Origin of the sequence: Paraburkholderia terricola (assembly GCF_003330825.1) — a bacterium.
GTDB classification, from domain to species: Bacteria; Pseudomonadota; Gammaproteobacteria; order Burkholderiales; family Burkholderiaceae; genus Paraburkholderia; species Paraburkholderia terricola.
Genome location: NZ_CP024941.1, coordinates 1473987 through 1488690, shown reverse-complemented (window position 1 = coordinate 1488690; position 14704 = coordinate 1473987). Strand labels below are relative to the sequence as shown.

Annotated in this window: 15 protein-coding genes and 1 tRNA gene; 4 read left to right on the top strand and 12 right to left on the bottom strand. The window is 62.8% G+C overall.

Annotation, left to right across the window (positions count from 1 at the left end; translation table 11 throughout):
- Positions 1 to 238: 238 nt before the first annotated feature.
- The 7 genes from CUJ90_RS06645 to CUJ90_RS06615 all read right to left on the bottom strand — a co-directional run bounded on the left by CUJ90_RS06645 (position 239) and on the right by CUJ90_RS06615 (position 5627).
- A complete protein-coding gene (locus tag CUJ90_RS06645) occupies positions 239 to 1180 on the bottom strand; it encodes a copper resistance D family protein (RefSeq protein ID WP_114162240.1) in 942 nt (313 codons plus the stop codon).
- Positions 1180 to 1554, bottom strand: coding sequence for a copper homeostasis periplasmic binding protein CopC (gene copC / locus CUJ90_RS06640; RefSeq protein WP_083084234.1), 375 nt, complete (start codon positions 1552 to 1554; stop codon positions 1180 to 1182). Before copC ends, CUJ90_RS06645 begins: the two co-directional genes overlap by 1 nt.
- 63 nt (positions 1555 to 1617) lie before the next feature.
- On the bottom strand, positions 1618 to 1968 hold the full coding sequence (locus CUJ90_RS06635; protein WP_083083391.1) for a copper-binding protein: 351 nt from the start codon (positions 1966 to 1968) through the stop codon (positions 1618 to 1620).
- Between the two features lie 64 nt (positions 1969 to 2032).
- Entirely contained in the window at positions 2033 to 3328 is a 1296-nt protein-coding gene (locus CUJ90_RS06630; protein ID WP_073427623.1) for a copper oxidase, read from the bottom strand.
- 1 nt (position 3329) lies between these two features.
- The gene (locus tag CUJ90_RS06625) at positions 3330 to 4781 is read right to left on the bottom strand and encodes a TolC family protein (protein ID WP_073427622.1); all 1452 of its coding nucleotides are present in this window, start codon (positions 4779 to 4781) and stop codon (positions 3330 to 3332) included.
- Positions 4778 to 5128: a hypothetical protein gene (locus CUJ90_RS06620; protein WP_114162239.1), complete on the bottom strand. Its 351-nt coding sequence runs from the start codon at positions 5126 to 5128 to the stop codon at positions 4778 to 4780. Before CUJ90_RS06620 ends, CUJ90_RS06625 begins: the two co-directional genes overlap by 4 nt.
- A gap of 88 nt (positions 5129 to 5216) precedes the next feature.
- Entirely contained in the window at positions 5217 to 5627 is a 411-nt protein-coding gene (locus CUJ90_RS06615; protein ID WP_114162238.1) for a hypothetical protein, read from the bottom strand.
- Positions 5628 to 5930: 303 nt separating this feature from the next.
- Between CUJ90_RS06615 and CUJ90_RS06610 the strand changes: the two genes are divergently transcribed.
- The 4 genes from CUJ90_RS06610 to copM all read left to right on the top strand — a co-directional run bounded on the left by CUJ90_RS06610 (position 5931) and on the right by copM (position 8742).
- Complete coding sequence (locus CUJ90_RS06610) at positions 5931 to 6602, top strand: heavy metal response regulator transcription factor (protein ID WP_073427619.1); 672 nt, start codon at positions 5931 to 5933, stop codon at positions 6600 to 6602.
- Positions 6599 to 8011 carry a heavy metal sensor histidine kinase gene (locus CUJ90_RS06605; protein ID WP_374710936.1) on the top strand — a complete coding sequence of 471 codons (1413 nt, stop codon included), beginning with the start codon at positions 6599 to 6601 and terminating at the stop codon, positions 8009 to 8011. Before CUJ90_RS06610 ends, CUJ90_RS06605 begins: the two co-directional genes overlap by 4 nt.
- Positions 8012 to 8092: 81 nt before the next feature.
- Complete coding sequence (locus CUJ90_RS06600; protein WP_073427706.1) at positions 8093 to 8290, top strand: heavy-metal-associated domain-containing protein; 198 nt, start codon at positions 8093 to 8095, stop codon at positions 8288 to 8290.
- Positions 8291 to 8343: 53 nt separating this feature from the next.
- Positions 8344 to 8742, top strand: coding sequence for a CopM family metallochaperone (gene copM / locus CUJ90_RS06595; RefSeq protein WP_327083062.1), 399 nt, complete (start codon positions 8344 to 8346; stop codon positions 8740 to 8742).
- 345 nt (positions 8743 to 9087) lie between these two features.
- Here copM and CUJ90_RS06590 read toward each other — a convergent pair.
- From CUJ90_RS06590 to CUJ90_RS06570, 5 genes are all read right to left on the bottom strand, one after another.
- A tRNA-Ser gene (locus CUJ90_RS06590) sits at positions 9088 to 9181 on the bottom strand.
- 192 nt (positions 9182 to 9373) lie between these two features.
- A complete protein-coding gene (locus tag CUJ90_RS06585; protein WP_073427618.1) occupies positions 9374 to 10624 on the bottom strand; it encodes an aspartate kinase in 1251 nt (416 codons plus the stop codon).
- 375 nt (positions 10625 to 10999) lie between these two features.
- Complete coding sequence (gene tilS / locus CUJ90_RS06580; protein WP_114162237.1) at positions 11000 to 12454, bottom strand: tRNA lysidine(34) synthetase TilS; 1455 nt, start codon at positions 12452 to 12454, stop codon at positions 11000 to 11002.
- 41 nt (positions 12455 to 12495) lie between these two features.
- Positions 12496 to 13467 carry an acetyl-CoA carboxylase carboxyltransferase subunit alpha gene (locus tag CUJ90_RS06575; RefSeq protein WP_007181378.1) on the bottom strand — a complete coding sequence of 324 codons (972 nt, stop codon included), beginning with the start codon at positions 13465 to 13467 and terminating at the stop codon, positions 12496 to 12498.
- Positions 13468 to 13590: 123 nt separating this feature from the next.
- On the bottom strand, positions 13591 to 14661 hold the full coding sequence (locus CUJ90_RS06570; RefSeq protein ID WP_114162236.1) for an endonuclease III domain-containing protein: 1071 nt from the start codon (positions 14659 to 14661) through the stop codon (positions 13591 to 13593).
- Positions 14662 to 14704 lie beyond the last annotated feature (43 nt).

The window sequence follows — 14704 nt, the reverse complement described above, 5'->3', positions numbered from 1 at the left end:
TGACTATTTGGTCATCCGAACAACAAGGCGTTCGCCGCGCCAATGTCAGTCGATCTAGATCGGCCAATAGCACCGAGCCCGTCGTGCGCGGCGCAAAAAAAAGGACCCGAGATCATGCCCTCGGGTCCCGTAAAAGATGGCCGTACCTCGGGCCGATCAAGGAATACATGCGGCCTTCATCGACCCGGCGGCGATGACCATCTGCGTGGACGTGAAACAAAAAACGCGTTGAAACGAACTACGACGCGCCGGGCAGCGGACTCGAAACCAGCACCGCGGCCACGACCAGCACACCGGCCAACACCACCGACTCGACATGCAGCACCGCGGCGAAGCGTTTCAGAGGCTTCACCGGCAATGCGGACGAGACATTCTTCAGCGACGCGAGCAGTGTCGGCATCTCGAAGAAACGATTGTGCCCGCCGAGGGCGGCCGCCACGAACACCAGCGCGAGTTTCAGCATGAGCATCTGCCCATAGCCGGACTCGAGCAGCCCCTCCGGCGACCGGACGCCGCGCCAGCCGTTATAGGCGCCCGTGATAAACAGAACAACCAGCGCAAGCGTCGCGGCATCCGACAGGGACTGGATATACGCGGCGCTATTCACGCGCTCGCTGCCCGGCGCGTTAAAGAAACGTGGCGCGACGATATACGTGGTCACCAGCACGAGCCCGACCCACGCACTGATCGCAAGCAGGTGGATCCAGTCCGCCCATACCGGCAGACTGAAGGCGCCGGCATCCACCGGATGTCCGCCGTTGCTGCGGGCCAGCGCGACGCCCGCCAGCGCCAGCCAGATTGCCGGCACGAAGCGGATCGACTTGCCGGTCTGCATAAACGAAAGAGCCACCACGCATGACATGAGCACGGCCCCGGCGAACCATGCGTGACCGAAGCCGGTCTCGACGAGCATCGAGCGCACCGCGGGCCAGGCTTCGACAAGCGTGGACTCGCTCATCAACGCGCAATGAATCCAGAAGGCAAACGTACTGGACAGCAGTGTGCCGACGGACGCGATACGCAATGCGCCGACGAGCCGCCGGCTCAGGCCCACCTGCCACGTGGACGTGCTGCGCGCGAGCCACCGGTCGCTGAGCATCACGCCGACGACAACCGCAAAGCCGAGGTTTTGCAACGCAACGAACGCGAGCCGCAGGACGCCGAGGAGACCGTCGTTCATCACTTCACCTGAAACGCGTACGTGCCCTTGGTCTTGTGGGCGTCTTGCGTCATGACCGCCCACTGCACGGAGTAAGTGCCGGACGCGAGCTTCGGCAGCGCAACGGTCAGCATCCGCGGATTCGCCGCGTCGACCTTGGCCTTCTCCTTGCTCACGGTCGCGCCCTTCGCGTCCGACACCTTCACCGTGCTGAAGGTGGCCTCCAGGTCTTCGTTGAAGGTGAGCCGCAGCGCGTCGGGCGCCGCATCGACGGTGCTGCCGGACGCGGGCACGGCGCTCTCCAGCTTGCCGTGCGCGAACGCCGCCATCGGCACGAACGCGACGGCGGTCGCCGTGGCCAGTCCGAGTAGTTGTTTGCGAGTGAATATGTTCATGTTCTTGTGCATCCTGATGATCGAAAAAGGCGTAGCCCCTGTGACGGGGCACCCTGCGAATCCTTACTTCTTTTGCAGCTTCGCCACCGTCAGCGCGCCGTCGACTTCCTCGGCCACGAAGTCGATCTTGTCGCCGGGCTTGACCTGCGAAATCATGGCGGGGTCCTTGACCTTGAACACCATCGTCATCGCGTCCATGCCCAGATTGTCCAGCGGGCCATGTTTGATGGTCAGCTTGCCGGCCGACGTGTCGACCTTCTTGACCTCTCCGTGCGACATCCCCGCTTTCGCGTCGCCGCCCTGCTTCGCGGCGCTGCCGCCCATGTCCATGTTGCCCATGTCGCCGGCCGCATAGGCCGACGCGGAAACGACCAGTGCGCAGCCAAGCGCAATCGATGCCAATACGTTCTTCATCACTCTTTCTCCTGCGTTGAAATGAAAAGTTGAGCCGGACCGCCCGGTCCGGCGACACAAAAAATCAGCTGTCCGGCAGCTCGCCGGTGTATTCGTAAGCAACCGTTCCCTTCGGGTGCCGATACCAGCCGGGGTCGCGATAATCCTTGCGGCCCAGTCCCTCGCGAACCTTCACGACCGTGAACATGCCGCCCATTTCCAGCGGACCGAATGGGCCGGTGCCGGTCATCATCGGCAGCGTGTTGTCGGGCAGCGGCATTTCCATCTCGCCCATCGCGCCGCCCGTGCTGCCCATTGCCATGTAGTCCGGCACGAGCTTGTTGATGCGTTTGGCGAGATCCTTTTGCGGCACGCCGATCAGGTTCGGCACCTGATGGCCCATCGCATTCATCGTGTGATGCGACTTGTGGCAGTGAAACGCCCAGTCGCCGGGACGGTTGGCCGTGAATTCGATGGCGCGCATCTGGCCGACCGCGACGTCGGCCGTGACCTCCGGCCAGCGCGCGGCAGGCGGAATCCAGCCGCCGTCCGTGCCGGCGACCTCGAAGTGATAGCCGTGCAGGTGGATCGGGTGATTGGTCATCGTCAGATTGCCGAAGCGGATGCGCACGCGGTCTCCCGCACGCACCGGCAACGGGTCGATGCCCGGAAAGACCCGCGAATTCCAGGTCCACATGTTGAAGTCGGTCATCTCGTTCACGCGCGGCGTGAAGCTGCCCGGATCGATGTCGTACGCGGACATGATGAACACGAAGTCGCGGTCCACCTGCATGACGCCGGGGTCTTTCGGATGGACGATGAAGGTGCCCATCATCCCCATCGCCATCTGCACCATCTCGTCGGCATGCGGGTGGTACATGAAGGTGCCGTGCTTCTCCAGCTGGAACTCGTAGACGAACGTCTTGCCCGGCGGAATGTGCGGCTGCGTGAGGCCGCCGACGCCATCCATGCCCGAGGGCAGCAGCATCCCGTGCCAGTGAACCGTGGTGTGCTCCGGCAGCTTGTTGGTCACGAAGATGCGGACCTTGTCGCCTTCCACCGCCTCGATGGTGGGGCCCGGCGCCTGGCCGTTGTAGCCCCAGAGGTTTGCCTTCATGCCCGGCGCCATTTCGCGCACCACCGGCTCCGCGATCAGATGGAACTCCTTCCAGCCGTTCTTCATGCGCCACGGCAACGACCAGCCGTTCAGCGTGGCCACCGGCGTGTACGGACGGCCATTCGGCGGCGCGAGCGGCGGCTGCGTGGTGGCTTTGCTCATGATGGGCGCTTCGGGCAACGAGGCCGCGCCGGCCTTGCTGACGAGCGCCGCGCCCAACAGCGCGGCCCCCGAGCCGCCAAGAAAATTTCGACGTGACAGCATGTCATTTACCTTCGGAATGTGTGGACGACGCGGGTTGCGCCGCCGGCGCCGCTGGCGCGGCTTGTTCTGATTGCGCCGAAGCCACCGCGAGCGGCGGCAAACGGCCGCCGACCGCCTGCTGCAAGTCGGTTTCCGCGAGCCAGTAGTCCTTCAGCGCATCGATATAGCTGTTCACCGCGCCGACCTGGTCACGCGAATCGGCGAGCAGTTCGAACACGCTCGCGAGCATGCCGTTGTAGCGAAGCATCAGTTCATCGGAAATGGTTTTGCGGATCGGCACGACCTCGTCGCGATAGTGCTTGGCCACGTCGTAATCGGTCACGTAGGCCGAATACGATTCGCGGACCTCCGAGCGTGCGTTGATCGCGGTCTCGGCGACGCGATTGGCCGACTGCATGTAGATCGCCTCGGCCCGCGCCACCTTGGAACTGCCCCAGTCGAAAAGAGGAATCTCGACGCTGATCTCGTAGCCTTGCTCGCGGCCGTCGGAAGTCGTGAAGTTGTTCTGATACCCGACGTCCAGCGCATTGATGAAGCGCGTCGCCTTGCTCAAGCCCAGCGAGGACGCGACGCTCTGCGTTTGCAGCTTCGCCGCCTGGATGTCCAGCCGGTTTTGCATTGCAAAGCTTTCCAGGTCGTTCAACTCGGGGCGCGCCTTCGGCAGATCGGGCAGGCGCTCGGGCAGCGCGTACTGCGTGCCGGGACCCCACAGACCCATCGTGCGCGTGAGCTTTTCGCGCGCGGACACTGACTGCTGCCGCGTTTTCGCCAGTTGCGCGACGGCGTCCGCATAGAAGGCCTGCTCGCGAGCGTAGTCGAGCCTGCTGAAGTTGCCCGCCTGTTGCATCCGCAAAGCCAGTTCGGCGCCGGCCTCCGCCGAATCCTTCACTTGCGCGGCATAGGCGGCGGCCTGCTCGGCGGCCACCGCGCCGATATAGGCTCGTCGCGCGTCGGCGGCCACCTTGAGCATCGCGTCCGCGGCGAGCAGCTTCGTCTGTTCGAAGCGGCGGCTCTCGATCTTCGTCGCGAGCGGCAGCGTCAGGACACCCAGCACGCCGAGCGTGAACGTGCGGCTGATGCTCAGCTCGTTGCCGCCGTGCGTGCGGCTGAAGCTGAAACCGGGATTCGGCAGGCGTCCGGCCTGCACGAGATCGGCCTCCGAAATGCCGAGCTCCGCGTAGGAGGCTTGCAAGCCGCGGTTGTTCAGCAACGCGATCTGGACCGCGTCGTCCATGCTCAAGGGCTTGGCCAGCAGTTCCTGGGTTCGCTTCGCGACGGCGTCCCGGTCCTCGTCGGTTTTCACCAGCACCGCGTCTTTCGCAAGACGTTCGGAGGCGGTCGTCGATACGGTATTGAAGCCGCCGTCTTTCGAAAATGTCGTGCAGCCGGCAAGCAGGGTCAGCGCAACGGCGAGCGCCGCGATGCGGCCGCCCGAAAAAAGTGGCGAGCTCATTTGGCCGGTCCCTCGTGGGTGCTGTGTTCGTGTTCGCTGGGTGGTTTGTGTTCTTTGTGTTCGCCGTCGTTGCCGCGTTCGTTGGATCTGGCCCCGGCGCCGGCGGCCGGCTTGGCGCCGTGGTTCATCCCTTTCATCGCCGATGAATTCATCACCGCGCGATTGAGTTCCTGCCAGCTGGGCGCAGGTTCGTCCCGGTAGGCCCGATAGTCCGCAAAGACGGACGGCGTGCTGAGCGCGGGCACCGACGCGAAGGCGTCGGACGGGTCAGGATGTGGGGTGTCGGCTTGCACGAGCGCCGGCAACAATGCCGCCGCGCCGAGCAGCGCCGCGATAAACATTCGCATGATTTTTTCTCGTCGTCAGTCACCTGGATGGCCGAAGCACGGCCTTCAGGACGAAATTGCGCATCGCAGCCGAGGCCGCGACGAAGGACTAGACGAGGGAGATGCGGGGAGGTCGTTCGATGCCGCTCGTCAGAAACGACGCGACGTGAACCGACGGAGGAAGAGGAACCGCGAAGTGAGCGATGCCGGCGGGCGCCGCCACGGCGGGAAGCGCAAGCAAGCCGACGCCCAGACAGCAGGACGCGCAGGTCCCGCAACTGTGGGCATGATGCGCGCCGCGGTGTTGGTGGCCATGATCGTCGTGATCGCCGCCGTCGGCCATCGTCAGCTCATGCATATGATGATCGTGAGCGGGGGCGTCCATCTCGGCATGCTGCATGGGCGCAACTTCGCTCCTGATATGCGATGACTCGCATTTCAGGGAGACGGCCGCGAACGCCTGAACCGGAAGGCTCAGAATGAGCAGCACGATGACGAAGAGTTTGCGCCAATACGACATGGAAATGGAGTCTAGCACGCAGTTTGGGAGGGCCGTAAGGCTGGAATCGGTGCGGATACGGCCGTCGCGCGGGAAAAGCGGCAACGGCTCAACGCAGATACGCCTCGAAGCTTAATTGCGTCGGCGTGACGAAGGCATGGCTGCAACATGACCAAATTTTCAGACTCGATCGAAGATGAACACAATGTCATTTTGCCGCCATGTTCGATCCACCTTTCGCCCACTACGCTGCGTGCACTAGACTCGTCGTGTCGGGAACCGGCGACCGGCGACCGGCACATACCTACTACACCACCACCTGCCATGCGGATACTCATAGTCGAAGACGAACCGAAAATGGCGTCTTATCTCCGCAAGGGGCTGACGGAGGCAAGCTACACGGTCGACCTCGCCGACAATGGCAAGGACGGCCTCTTTCTCGCCTTGCACGAAGACTTCGATCTGATCGTGCTCGACGTGATGCTGCCTGAGCTGAATGGTTTCCAGGTGCTCAAGCGGCTGCGGGAACAGAAGCAAACGCCCGTTCTGCTCCTGACGGCGCGAGACACGGTGGAAGACAAGGTCGAAGGCCTCGAACTCGGCGCCGACGACTACCTCTCGAAGCCCTTCGCCTATGCGGAGTTTCTCGCTCGCATCCGCTCGCTGTTGCGACGCGCACCGCGTGGCGCGCGCGACGTGCTGCTCATTGCCGACCTGGAAGTGGATCTGATCAAGCGCCGGGTCCATCGGGGAGGCACCCGCATCGACCTCACCGCCCAGGAGTTCGCGCTGCTTCAGTTGCTGGCCGAACGCCAGGGCGAGGTGCTCACGCGCACGTTCATCACGTCGCAGATCTGGGACATGAACTTCGACAGCGACACCAACGTGGTGGACGTAGCCGTGAAACGCGTGCGCGCCAAGATCGACAACTCGTTCGACAAGAAATTGCTGCACACCGTGCGGGGCATGGGCTATGTGCTCGAGGACCGCTCGTGACGACGGTGGCCGGCCGTCGTTCGCCCCGTTCCTATTCGTTGCTGAAACGGTTGACGCTCGCTTTCTCCGCCGCCGCGATCGTGGTGTTCGCGCTGACGGGTGCGTTTCTGTACAACGCGCTGTCGACCGAGTTGCAACGACGCGATGACATCGAAATCACCGGCAAGCTCAGCCAGTTTCTACAGTTGGCGCGAGACGCCGGTTCAACTCGGGCCTTGCGGGATAACCCGTCCGTGTTCCACGAGGTGTTGCTGTCCCATCCGGGCGTCTATCTCGCCATTTTCGACCGGCAAGGCACGCTCCTCCTTCAGCATTCCGACGAGCCGTCGGCGAACCTCTGGCTTGCGCCCGCCGCGCATCGTGCGAACGAACCGTACACCTGCGGACCGGCCGGCATCGGTCCGTCGCGCTGCGTATTCGCCGACGAAACGCTGCCGTCCGGCGAATCGGTTCACGTGCTGCTGGTTCGCGCGGCCGCCGAACGGCAATCGCTCCTGGAAAGCTATCGGATCGACATCTGGCTGGCGGTCGCGGTCGGTGCGGCGCTGGTCGGTGCGTTGGGTTATGCGGTCGCTCGGCGTGGCTTTTCACCGGTCAAAAGCATCGGGAGGCAAACCTCGCGCATCGAGGCTCACAATCTGAGCGAGCGGCTGGATATTCAGGGAGGACCGATCGAGCTTCAGGACATCGCGTTCTCCGTCAATCGCATGCTCGACCGTCTCGAACGCGCGTTCGTGCGTCTCTCGCAGTTTTCGTCCGACCTCGCGCACGACATGCGCACACCGCTCGCCAACGTGATCAGTTCGTCGCAAATCACGTTGTCGCGCCCCCGAACGACCGACGAATACGAAGCGCTCATCGACTCGAATATCGAGGAATGCGAGCGGCTTCAACGGATGATCGAGAGCATGCTGTTTCTCGCGCGCACGGACAACGCGCAGCAGCACATCAAGATGGTGGAACTCGACGCCGAAAGCGAATTACGCCGGCTCGCGTCGTATTTCCAGGGACTCGCCGAGGAAGCGGGTGTGCATTTCGTCGTGCAAGGGAACGCTCGGCTGTTCGCGGACGCGACGCTCTTGCGCCGCGCGGTGAGCAACCTGATATCGAACGCGCTCGACCATGCGTTTGCCGGGACCGCGGTTGAACTCAGCTTGTACGATTCGCCGAAATACGTCGCGATCGAAGTCGCCAATCATGGGCCGGCGATTCCTCAGGAACATGCCGACAGGATTTTCGAGCGCTTCTATCGGGTCGATGCCGCGCGGCACGGTTCGGCGCGCAATGCGGGCTTGGGTCTTGCCATCGTCAAGTCGATCATGGAATTGCATCGCGGCAAGGTCGACGTCGCGAGTTCCGCTGATCGCACGACCTTCACGCTGTATTTTCGGCGTGAGATTGCGGTCTGAATGCGACGCGCGCGGCTGCTTGACTTTACCGTCGTGGGAAGGTTCAAACTGAGTGTTCTGTTTGATTACCGGAGCAAAAAAATGGAATTCCAGGTGAAGGACATGTCATGCGGCGGATGCGCCAATTCGATCACGCGCGCGGTCACTCATGCCGATCCCGCAGCGAAGCTCGAGATCGATGTCGCCGCCAAAGTCGTGAAAATCGATTCGGCGTTGCCGCCCGAGCGTCTGCTCGCCGTGATCGAAGAGGCGGGATTTCATCCGACGCTCGGCGCGTAGCATCGGCATCAGCGCCACGCGTGCTGAAAATGACTCATCCAAGGAGTTTGAAGATGAAAAAGCTTTACGTCCTTCGCACCGTATCTCTTTGCATGGGCCTGGCATTCGGCGTCGCGACATTTTCCGTCTCCGCGCAACAAGGCGCATCGATGCACGGGATGGATATGTCCGCCTCCGCGGATGCAGGCTCGAATTCCTCGACCTCGGCCTTCGAGAAAGCGGACAAGGAGATGATGGCGAAGATGAGCTCGCCGCCCTATACCGGAGATGCCGATAAGGACTTCGTGTCGCATATGATTCCGCACCACGAAGGCGCCATCGAGATGGCCAAGGTGCAGTTGAAATATGGCAAGGATCCCGAGCTGAGGCGCCTGGCAAAGAACATCATCAAGGCGCAGCATGATGAAATCGCGTTCATGCAACGGTGGCAGGCGAAGCACGGCGGAAAGTGACGAAACCGCGTCATCCTCCGACGCTGTCCACGCGCAATTTTCCCGCTCAGGCTGTCGTCAGTTGCTGATGCAGCAAATGCCGACCGAATATCCGCCAATGGTCGGTTGCTTGCTCCAGCTAGCGCAACCGCTCAAACAAGGCGAGACAGATAATCGCGATTTTCATTTTGTGCCCCCGGGTTAATGGAACGGGATTGTAATGTCTGTTACCGGGCAGCGCTGAGTCGGCAACGAAGGGACGCTTTATTTTTTACAGCACCAGCCGAACTGATGGAACGCATCGGCGGACCACAAAAGGAAAAAGCCCCGTAAGCGGTTAGACTTACGGGGCTTTTTGTTCCGCTTTGGCGGAGACGGAGGGATTCGAACCCTCGATCCAGGTTTTGGCCCAGATGCTCCCTTAGCAGGGGAGTGCCTTCGACCTCTCGGCCACGTCTCCCAAACTTTCGGTCGCGCAGGGAGTCAGCGCGACGAAGCCAAGATAATAGCGGGCCGAACCGCGAAGGTCAATGTCTACCGCACAGTTTTCGTGCCAGATTCGTCACCGCCGACGCAATTCGTTCACATTGGCCGCGCGCACCGCAGAAACCACCAAAGCGGCGCTTCCGTGCGCCTCGCGGTTGCCGGCAAATTACGCCTGATCCAGTTCGAATGCCTTATGCAGCGCGCGCACGGCGAGCTCCATGTACTTCTCGTCGATCAGCACCGAAATCTTGATTTCGGAGGTCGAAATCATCTGGATGTTGATGCCCTCTTCCGACAGCGTGCGGAACATCGTGCTCGCGATACCCACGTGCGAACGCATGCCGACGCCGACCACCGAAACCTTCGACACTTTCGGGTCGCCCAGCACCTGCTCGGCCTGCACATGACCCTTCACCTGGCCGGTGAGGATATCCATGGCGCGCTGATAGTCGCCGCGGCCGACCGTGAACGTGAACGCCGTTTTGCCTTCGACGCTCTGGTTCTGGATGATCATGTCGACGTCGATATTCGCGTCCGCCACCGGACCGAGAATCTGATACGCGATGCCCGGCTTGTCCGGCACACCCATCACGGCGATGCGAGCTTCGTCGCGCTGAAACGCGATGCCCGAGATGACTGCTTTTTCCATGGTCTCGTCTTCTTCAAAAGTAATCAGGGTGCCCGACTTCATTTCAGCGTCGAGCGGTATCAGCGGATCGGTCAGGCTCGACAGCACGCGCGTCTTAACCTTGTATTTGCCGGCGAATTCCACCGAGCGGATCTGCAGCACCTTTGAACCCAGGCTGGCCATTTCCAGCATTTCTTCGAACGTCACGCGATTGAGGCGACGCGCTTCTTCCACCACCCGCGGGTCGGTCGTGTAGACCCCGTCGACGTCCGTGTAAATCAGGCACTCATCGGCTTTCAACGCAGCCGCGACCGCGACCGCCGACGTGTCCGATCCGCCGCGGCCGAGCGTGGTGATATGGCCGTCGGGGTCGATGCCCTGAAAGCCCGTGATCACGACCACCTTGCCCGCGTCGAGATCGCGCAGCACGCGCTCGCCGTCGATTTCGCTGATGCGCGCTTTAGTGAACGCGCTATCCGTCTTGACCGGCACTTGCCAGCCGGCGTAGCTGACCGCCTCGACGCCGGCTTCCTGCAGCGCGATGGCGAGCAGACCGGAACTGACCTGCTCGCCGGTGGCGGCGATCATGTCGAGTTCGCGCGGGCTCGGCTGGCCGGTGATTTCTTTCGCGAGACCGAGCAAGCGGTTCGTTTCGCCGGACATTGCCGACGGCACGACGACCATCTTGTGGCCGGCCTTGTGCCATTTCGCGACGCGCCTGGCGACGTTCTTGATGCGCTCGACCGAGCCCATCGAGGTGCCGCCGTATTTATGTACGATGAGTGCCATTGTCGTTCTGAACTGGAGGAGAAACCGCGCTGGCGCGCTGGAGACGACCGCACACAAGCACGACAGCGCAACGTTTCTGGAACGACGGCAAAGTGTGTGGCGGCGTAGATGCAGCGCGCGTGCAGCACGCGCGGATTTGCCCGTGAATGATCGCTAATGGCTTACCGGAAACTACGCAACACGATCGGCAAAACGACAAAAGCGACGGCAAAAGCGGGCCGGGCAAACAAGCTAAAGTACCCGATCGGGCGTAAAAAGACAAGCCGAAACGGCCGTCGCGAGACTCGGAATAAGGGCTGCAAAGGCTTATTTCATGCGGTTTTGCGCCTATTTCCGGATCCGCCGGAGAGACAACCGGGATGTCCGACCGGCCGGTCAGGCAAGCAGCAGGTCTTCGCGCCAGATGATCGTGACGCGCGGTTCAGCCGCGTTCGCGTCTTCAGGCAAGGCCGCGCGGTTGACCCCGAGCAAGGGCACGAACAGCAATTCGTCGCCGACGTAAAGCAGTGGCACGTCGCGTTTCCACGCGGGAATGCCGCGCTCCTGAAACAGGTTCTTCAAGGTCCGGCTCGGCGCGTCCGGTAAAGCGCCTTTGCGCATGCGCTCACCGCCGCTGCGCGGGCGCACGCTCAACACAGCGCGGCGCAAAACGCTCGTGGGAATCGTGTCGGTGTCGTCCTGAGTTGCCGCGGCATCGGTAGGAGCATCGGCATCGGCGAACACGAACGTGCCACGCCATTGCGGCAAGCGCCAGACCCCCTCCCCTTGCCACGCGAGTTCGCTCACGGCACGCGCGGCGAGCGCGGTTTCGTCGGCGGGTTCGCTGCTATCGCCCGCTTCCCAATAGACGAGGCCGCGATAACTGCGCAACGCATGACCCGCGTGATCGATCCGCAGACCATGCCCTTCGCCCGCTTCACCCACTTCGCGCAGTTGACGCAGCGCGTCGGCAACTCGCGCGCTCGACGCGGCCACGAGTCCTAGCGTGCGCATCCAGTAACGCATCAGGTTGAGCGCGCGATCGTCGTCGAGCGCTAGCAGCACGTCATGCGCGAGCGCGCGGCCTTCGTCGCGTGACGCCGTCTCCATGTCGATGCGCGCGAGCGCGTCGAGCAGACGCTGCGCCGACGCCGCATGCGCCGCCGTGCGTGCAAGCGCATCGCGAAAACCAGGAAAGTGGACGGCCAGCGCCGGCGTCACTTCATGGCGCAATGCATTGCGAGCGTAGCGTGTATCCGCGTTCGACTCGTCGTCGATCCAGCGCAGCGCGCGAGCGTTCGCATACTGCTCGAGTTGCGCGCGCAGCAGATGAAGCAAAGGCCGCACGCGCCGCGCCGACGCACCCGCCGGCAAGTACTCCGGCGCCATCGCCGCGAGACCCGCGAGGCCCGCTCCCCGCAGCAGTTGCAGCAAGACGGTCTCCGCTTGATCGTCCGCGTGCTGCGCGAGCCATAGCGAATGAATACCGCGTGCCGCGCACATGGCGTCCAGCGCACGATAACGCGCGTCGCGCGCCGCGGCCTCGACGCTCACGCCCGAATCGTGCGCGACCTGGACGCGCTGAGCCTCGAATTCGACGCCGCGCTCGCGCGCGAACGCCTCGCAATGCGCGAGCCATTCGTCGGCGCGCGCGCTCAAGCCGTGATGCACGTGCAGTGCCACACAACGCGACGCGCCGGCCACGCGCACAACCGCATCGAGCAGCACGCTCGAATCGACGCCTCCGCTCAACGCCACCGCGATGCACGCGCTTGCAGGCAACGCGGACAGCGCAACGCCGACCGCATCGAGAACGAGGCGGTCGGCGGGAGAGTCGGCGGTGGAGGTCACGTCGTTAGCGCGCGAAGCGCCGAAAGTGAACGCGCGCGGGCTTAGGCACCCGGCGTCGTTTCCTTGAACTTGCCGTACGACATCAGCCGTTCGAAACGGCGCTGACGCAGGTCGTTGATGCTCATGCCCTGGAACTGGCGCAGCGAGTCGGCGAGTGCGCGGCGCAGCATGGCGGCCATGCCCTTCGGATCGCGATGCGCGCCGCCGAGCGGCTCGTTGACGATCTTGTCGATCAGGCCGAGCGCCTTCAGACGATGCGCGGTCAGGCCGAGCGCTTCCGCCGCCTCGGGCGCCTTGGCGGCGCTCTTCCACAGAATCGACGCGCAGCCTTCCGGCGAGATCACCGAATACGTTGAAAATTGCAGCATCAGCACACTGTCGCCGACAGCGATCGCGAGCGCGCCGCCCGAACCGCCCTCACCGATGATCGTGGCGATCAGCGGCGTTTTCAGTTCAGCCATCACGTACAGATTTCGGCCGATCGCTTCGGACTGGCCGCGCTCTTCCGCGCCGATGCCGGGATACGCGCCCGGCGTGTCGATGAACGTGAAGATCGGCAAGCCGAACTTCTCGGCAAGACGCATCAGACGCTCCGCCTTGCGATAGCCCTCGGGACGCGGCATGCCGAAATTGCGCAGCGCGCGCTCCTTGGTGTCGCGCCCCTTCTGGTGGCCGATCACCATGCAGGCCTGCCCGTTGAAACGCGCGAGGCCGCCGACGATCGACAGGTCGTCCGCATAATTGCGGTCGCCGTGCAACTCATGGAAGTCGGTGAACAGCTCGTTCACGTAATCGAACGTGTACGGGCGTTGCGGATGGCGGGCGATTTGCGAAACCTGCCAGGGTGTGAGGTTCGCGTACAGATCCTTGGTGAGCTGTTGACTCTTCTTGGACAGCCGCTCGATCTCTTCCGAAATATCGACGGCCGAGTCGTCCTGCACGAAGCGCAATTCTTCGATCTTCGCTTCGAGTTCAGCGATCGGCTGTTCGAAATCCAGAAAGGTGGTCTTCATTGTTTGTAATCCTTGGACTTACCGGCAGCGCGTATTCTAACCGCGCCCGCCGATATCAAAACCATCTCGCAACTATCGATTTTTTACAATTGATAGTTTCTGAAAGGCGTCACTTCCTGTTTTTCAGTAATCGACCGGCAATGGATCAAGACTACGCCACATATACCAGGTGGCAACGGTGCGCCACGGCTCCCAGTTTGCCGCGACCTCGCGCGCCTCGCTGCGCGTAACCGGTTCACCGCTGAAGTAATTGACGCTGATCGCGCGGATCAGGCCCAGGTCGTCGAGCGGCAGGACGTCCGGGCGCGACAGGTTGAAGATCAGGAACATCTCCGCGGTCCACCGGCCGATGCCGCGAATCTGCGTGAGCTCGGCGATCACCGCCTCGTCTTCCATCGAGGTCCACTTGCCGACGTGCAATGCCCCGGAGACGAAATGCTGCGCGAGATCGAGCACGTATTCCGCCTTGCGCTTGGACAACCCGCACGCGGTGAGCTTTTCCTGACCGAGCTTGATGAACTGCTGCGGCACGAGCTTCGAACACGCCGCCTCGACTCTTGCCCAGACCGCTTGTGCGGACGCCACCGAAATCTGCTGCCCGACCACCGAACGCGCGAGCGTGACGAACGGATCGCCACGGCTCAGCAAATGCACCGGGCCAAATTTCGGAATCAGTTTCTTCAGAATACGATCGCGCTTGACGAGGTCCGCACACGCCTTGTCCCAATACGCCGGACGCGTGACTTCAGGTGTGAGGCCGCCGATCTGCACCGGCACCGCCACTTCGGTTGCGCTGGCGGCTGGCCCGCCCGCATTCGAGGACACGCGCGTCTTGCGCACGACTTCGCCTTCGTGCGTGTCGCGCGCGAGTTCCTGCACGTCGCCCGCGAGTTCGGGCGGCAAGGCTCCATTGCTTTTTGCCCGCACTGTACGCGACGGCGTTTTGGCGCGCTTCGCCACAGGCGCATGGGCATGCGCCGATGCGCCGTTGAGCGCGCGTTTGACGGCGGCCTTTTTCGTTGCGCCCGCCGCCGCGCTCGCGCTGGTCTTCGCCGGCGCTCCAGCGGCCTTCGACGATACTTTCTTCACCGCGCTGCTGCCCGCGCGAGCCGACGTTCGTGTCGACTTTGCCGCGGCTGCCGCGTTTGTTTGAGACGTGGCTCGTTTAGCCGGCGTCTTCGTGGCCGTTGCCATCCTGCCTCCTGCCTGGCGAGTCGATCAAAGGGAAGCTCGAGGT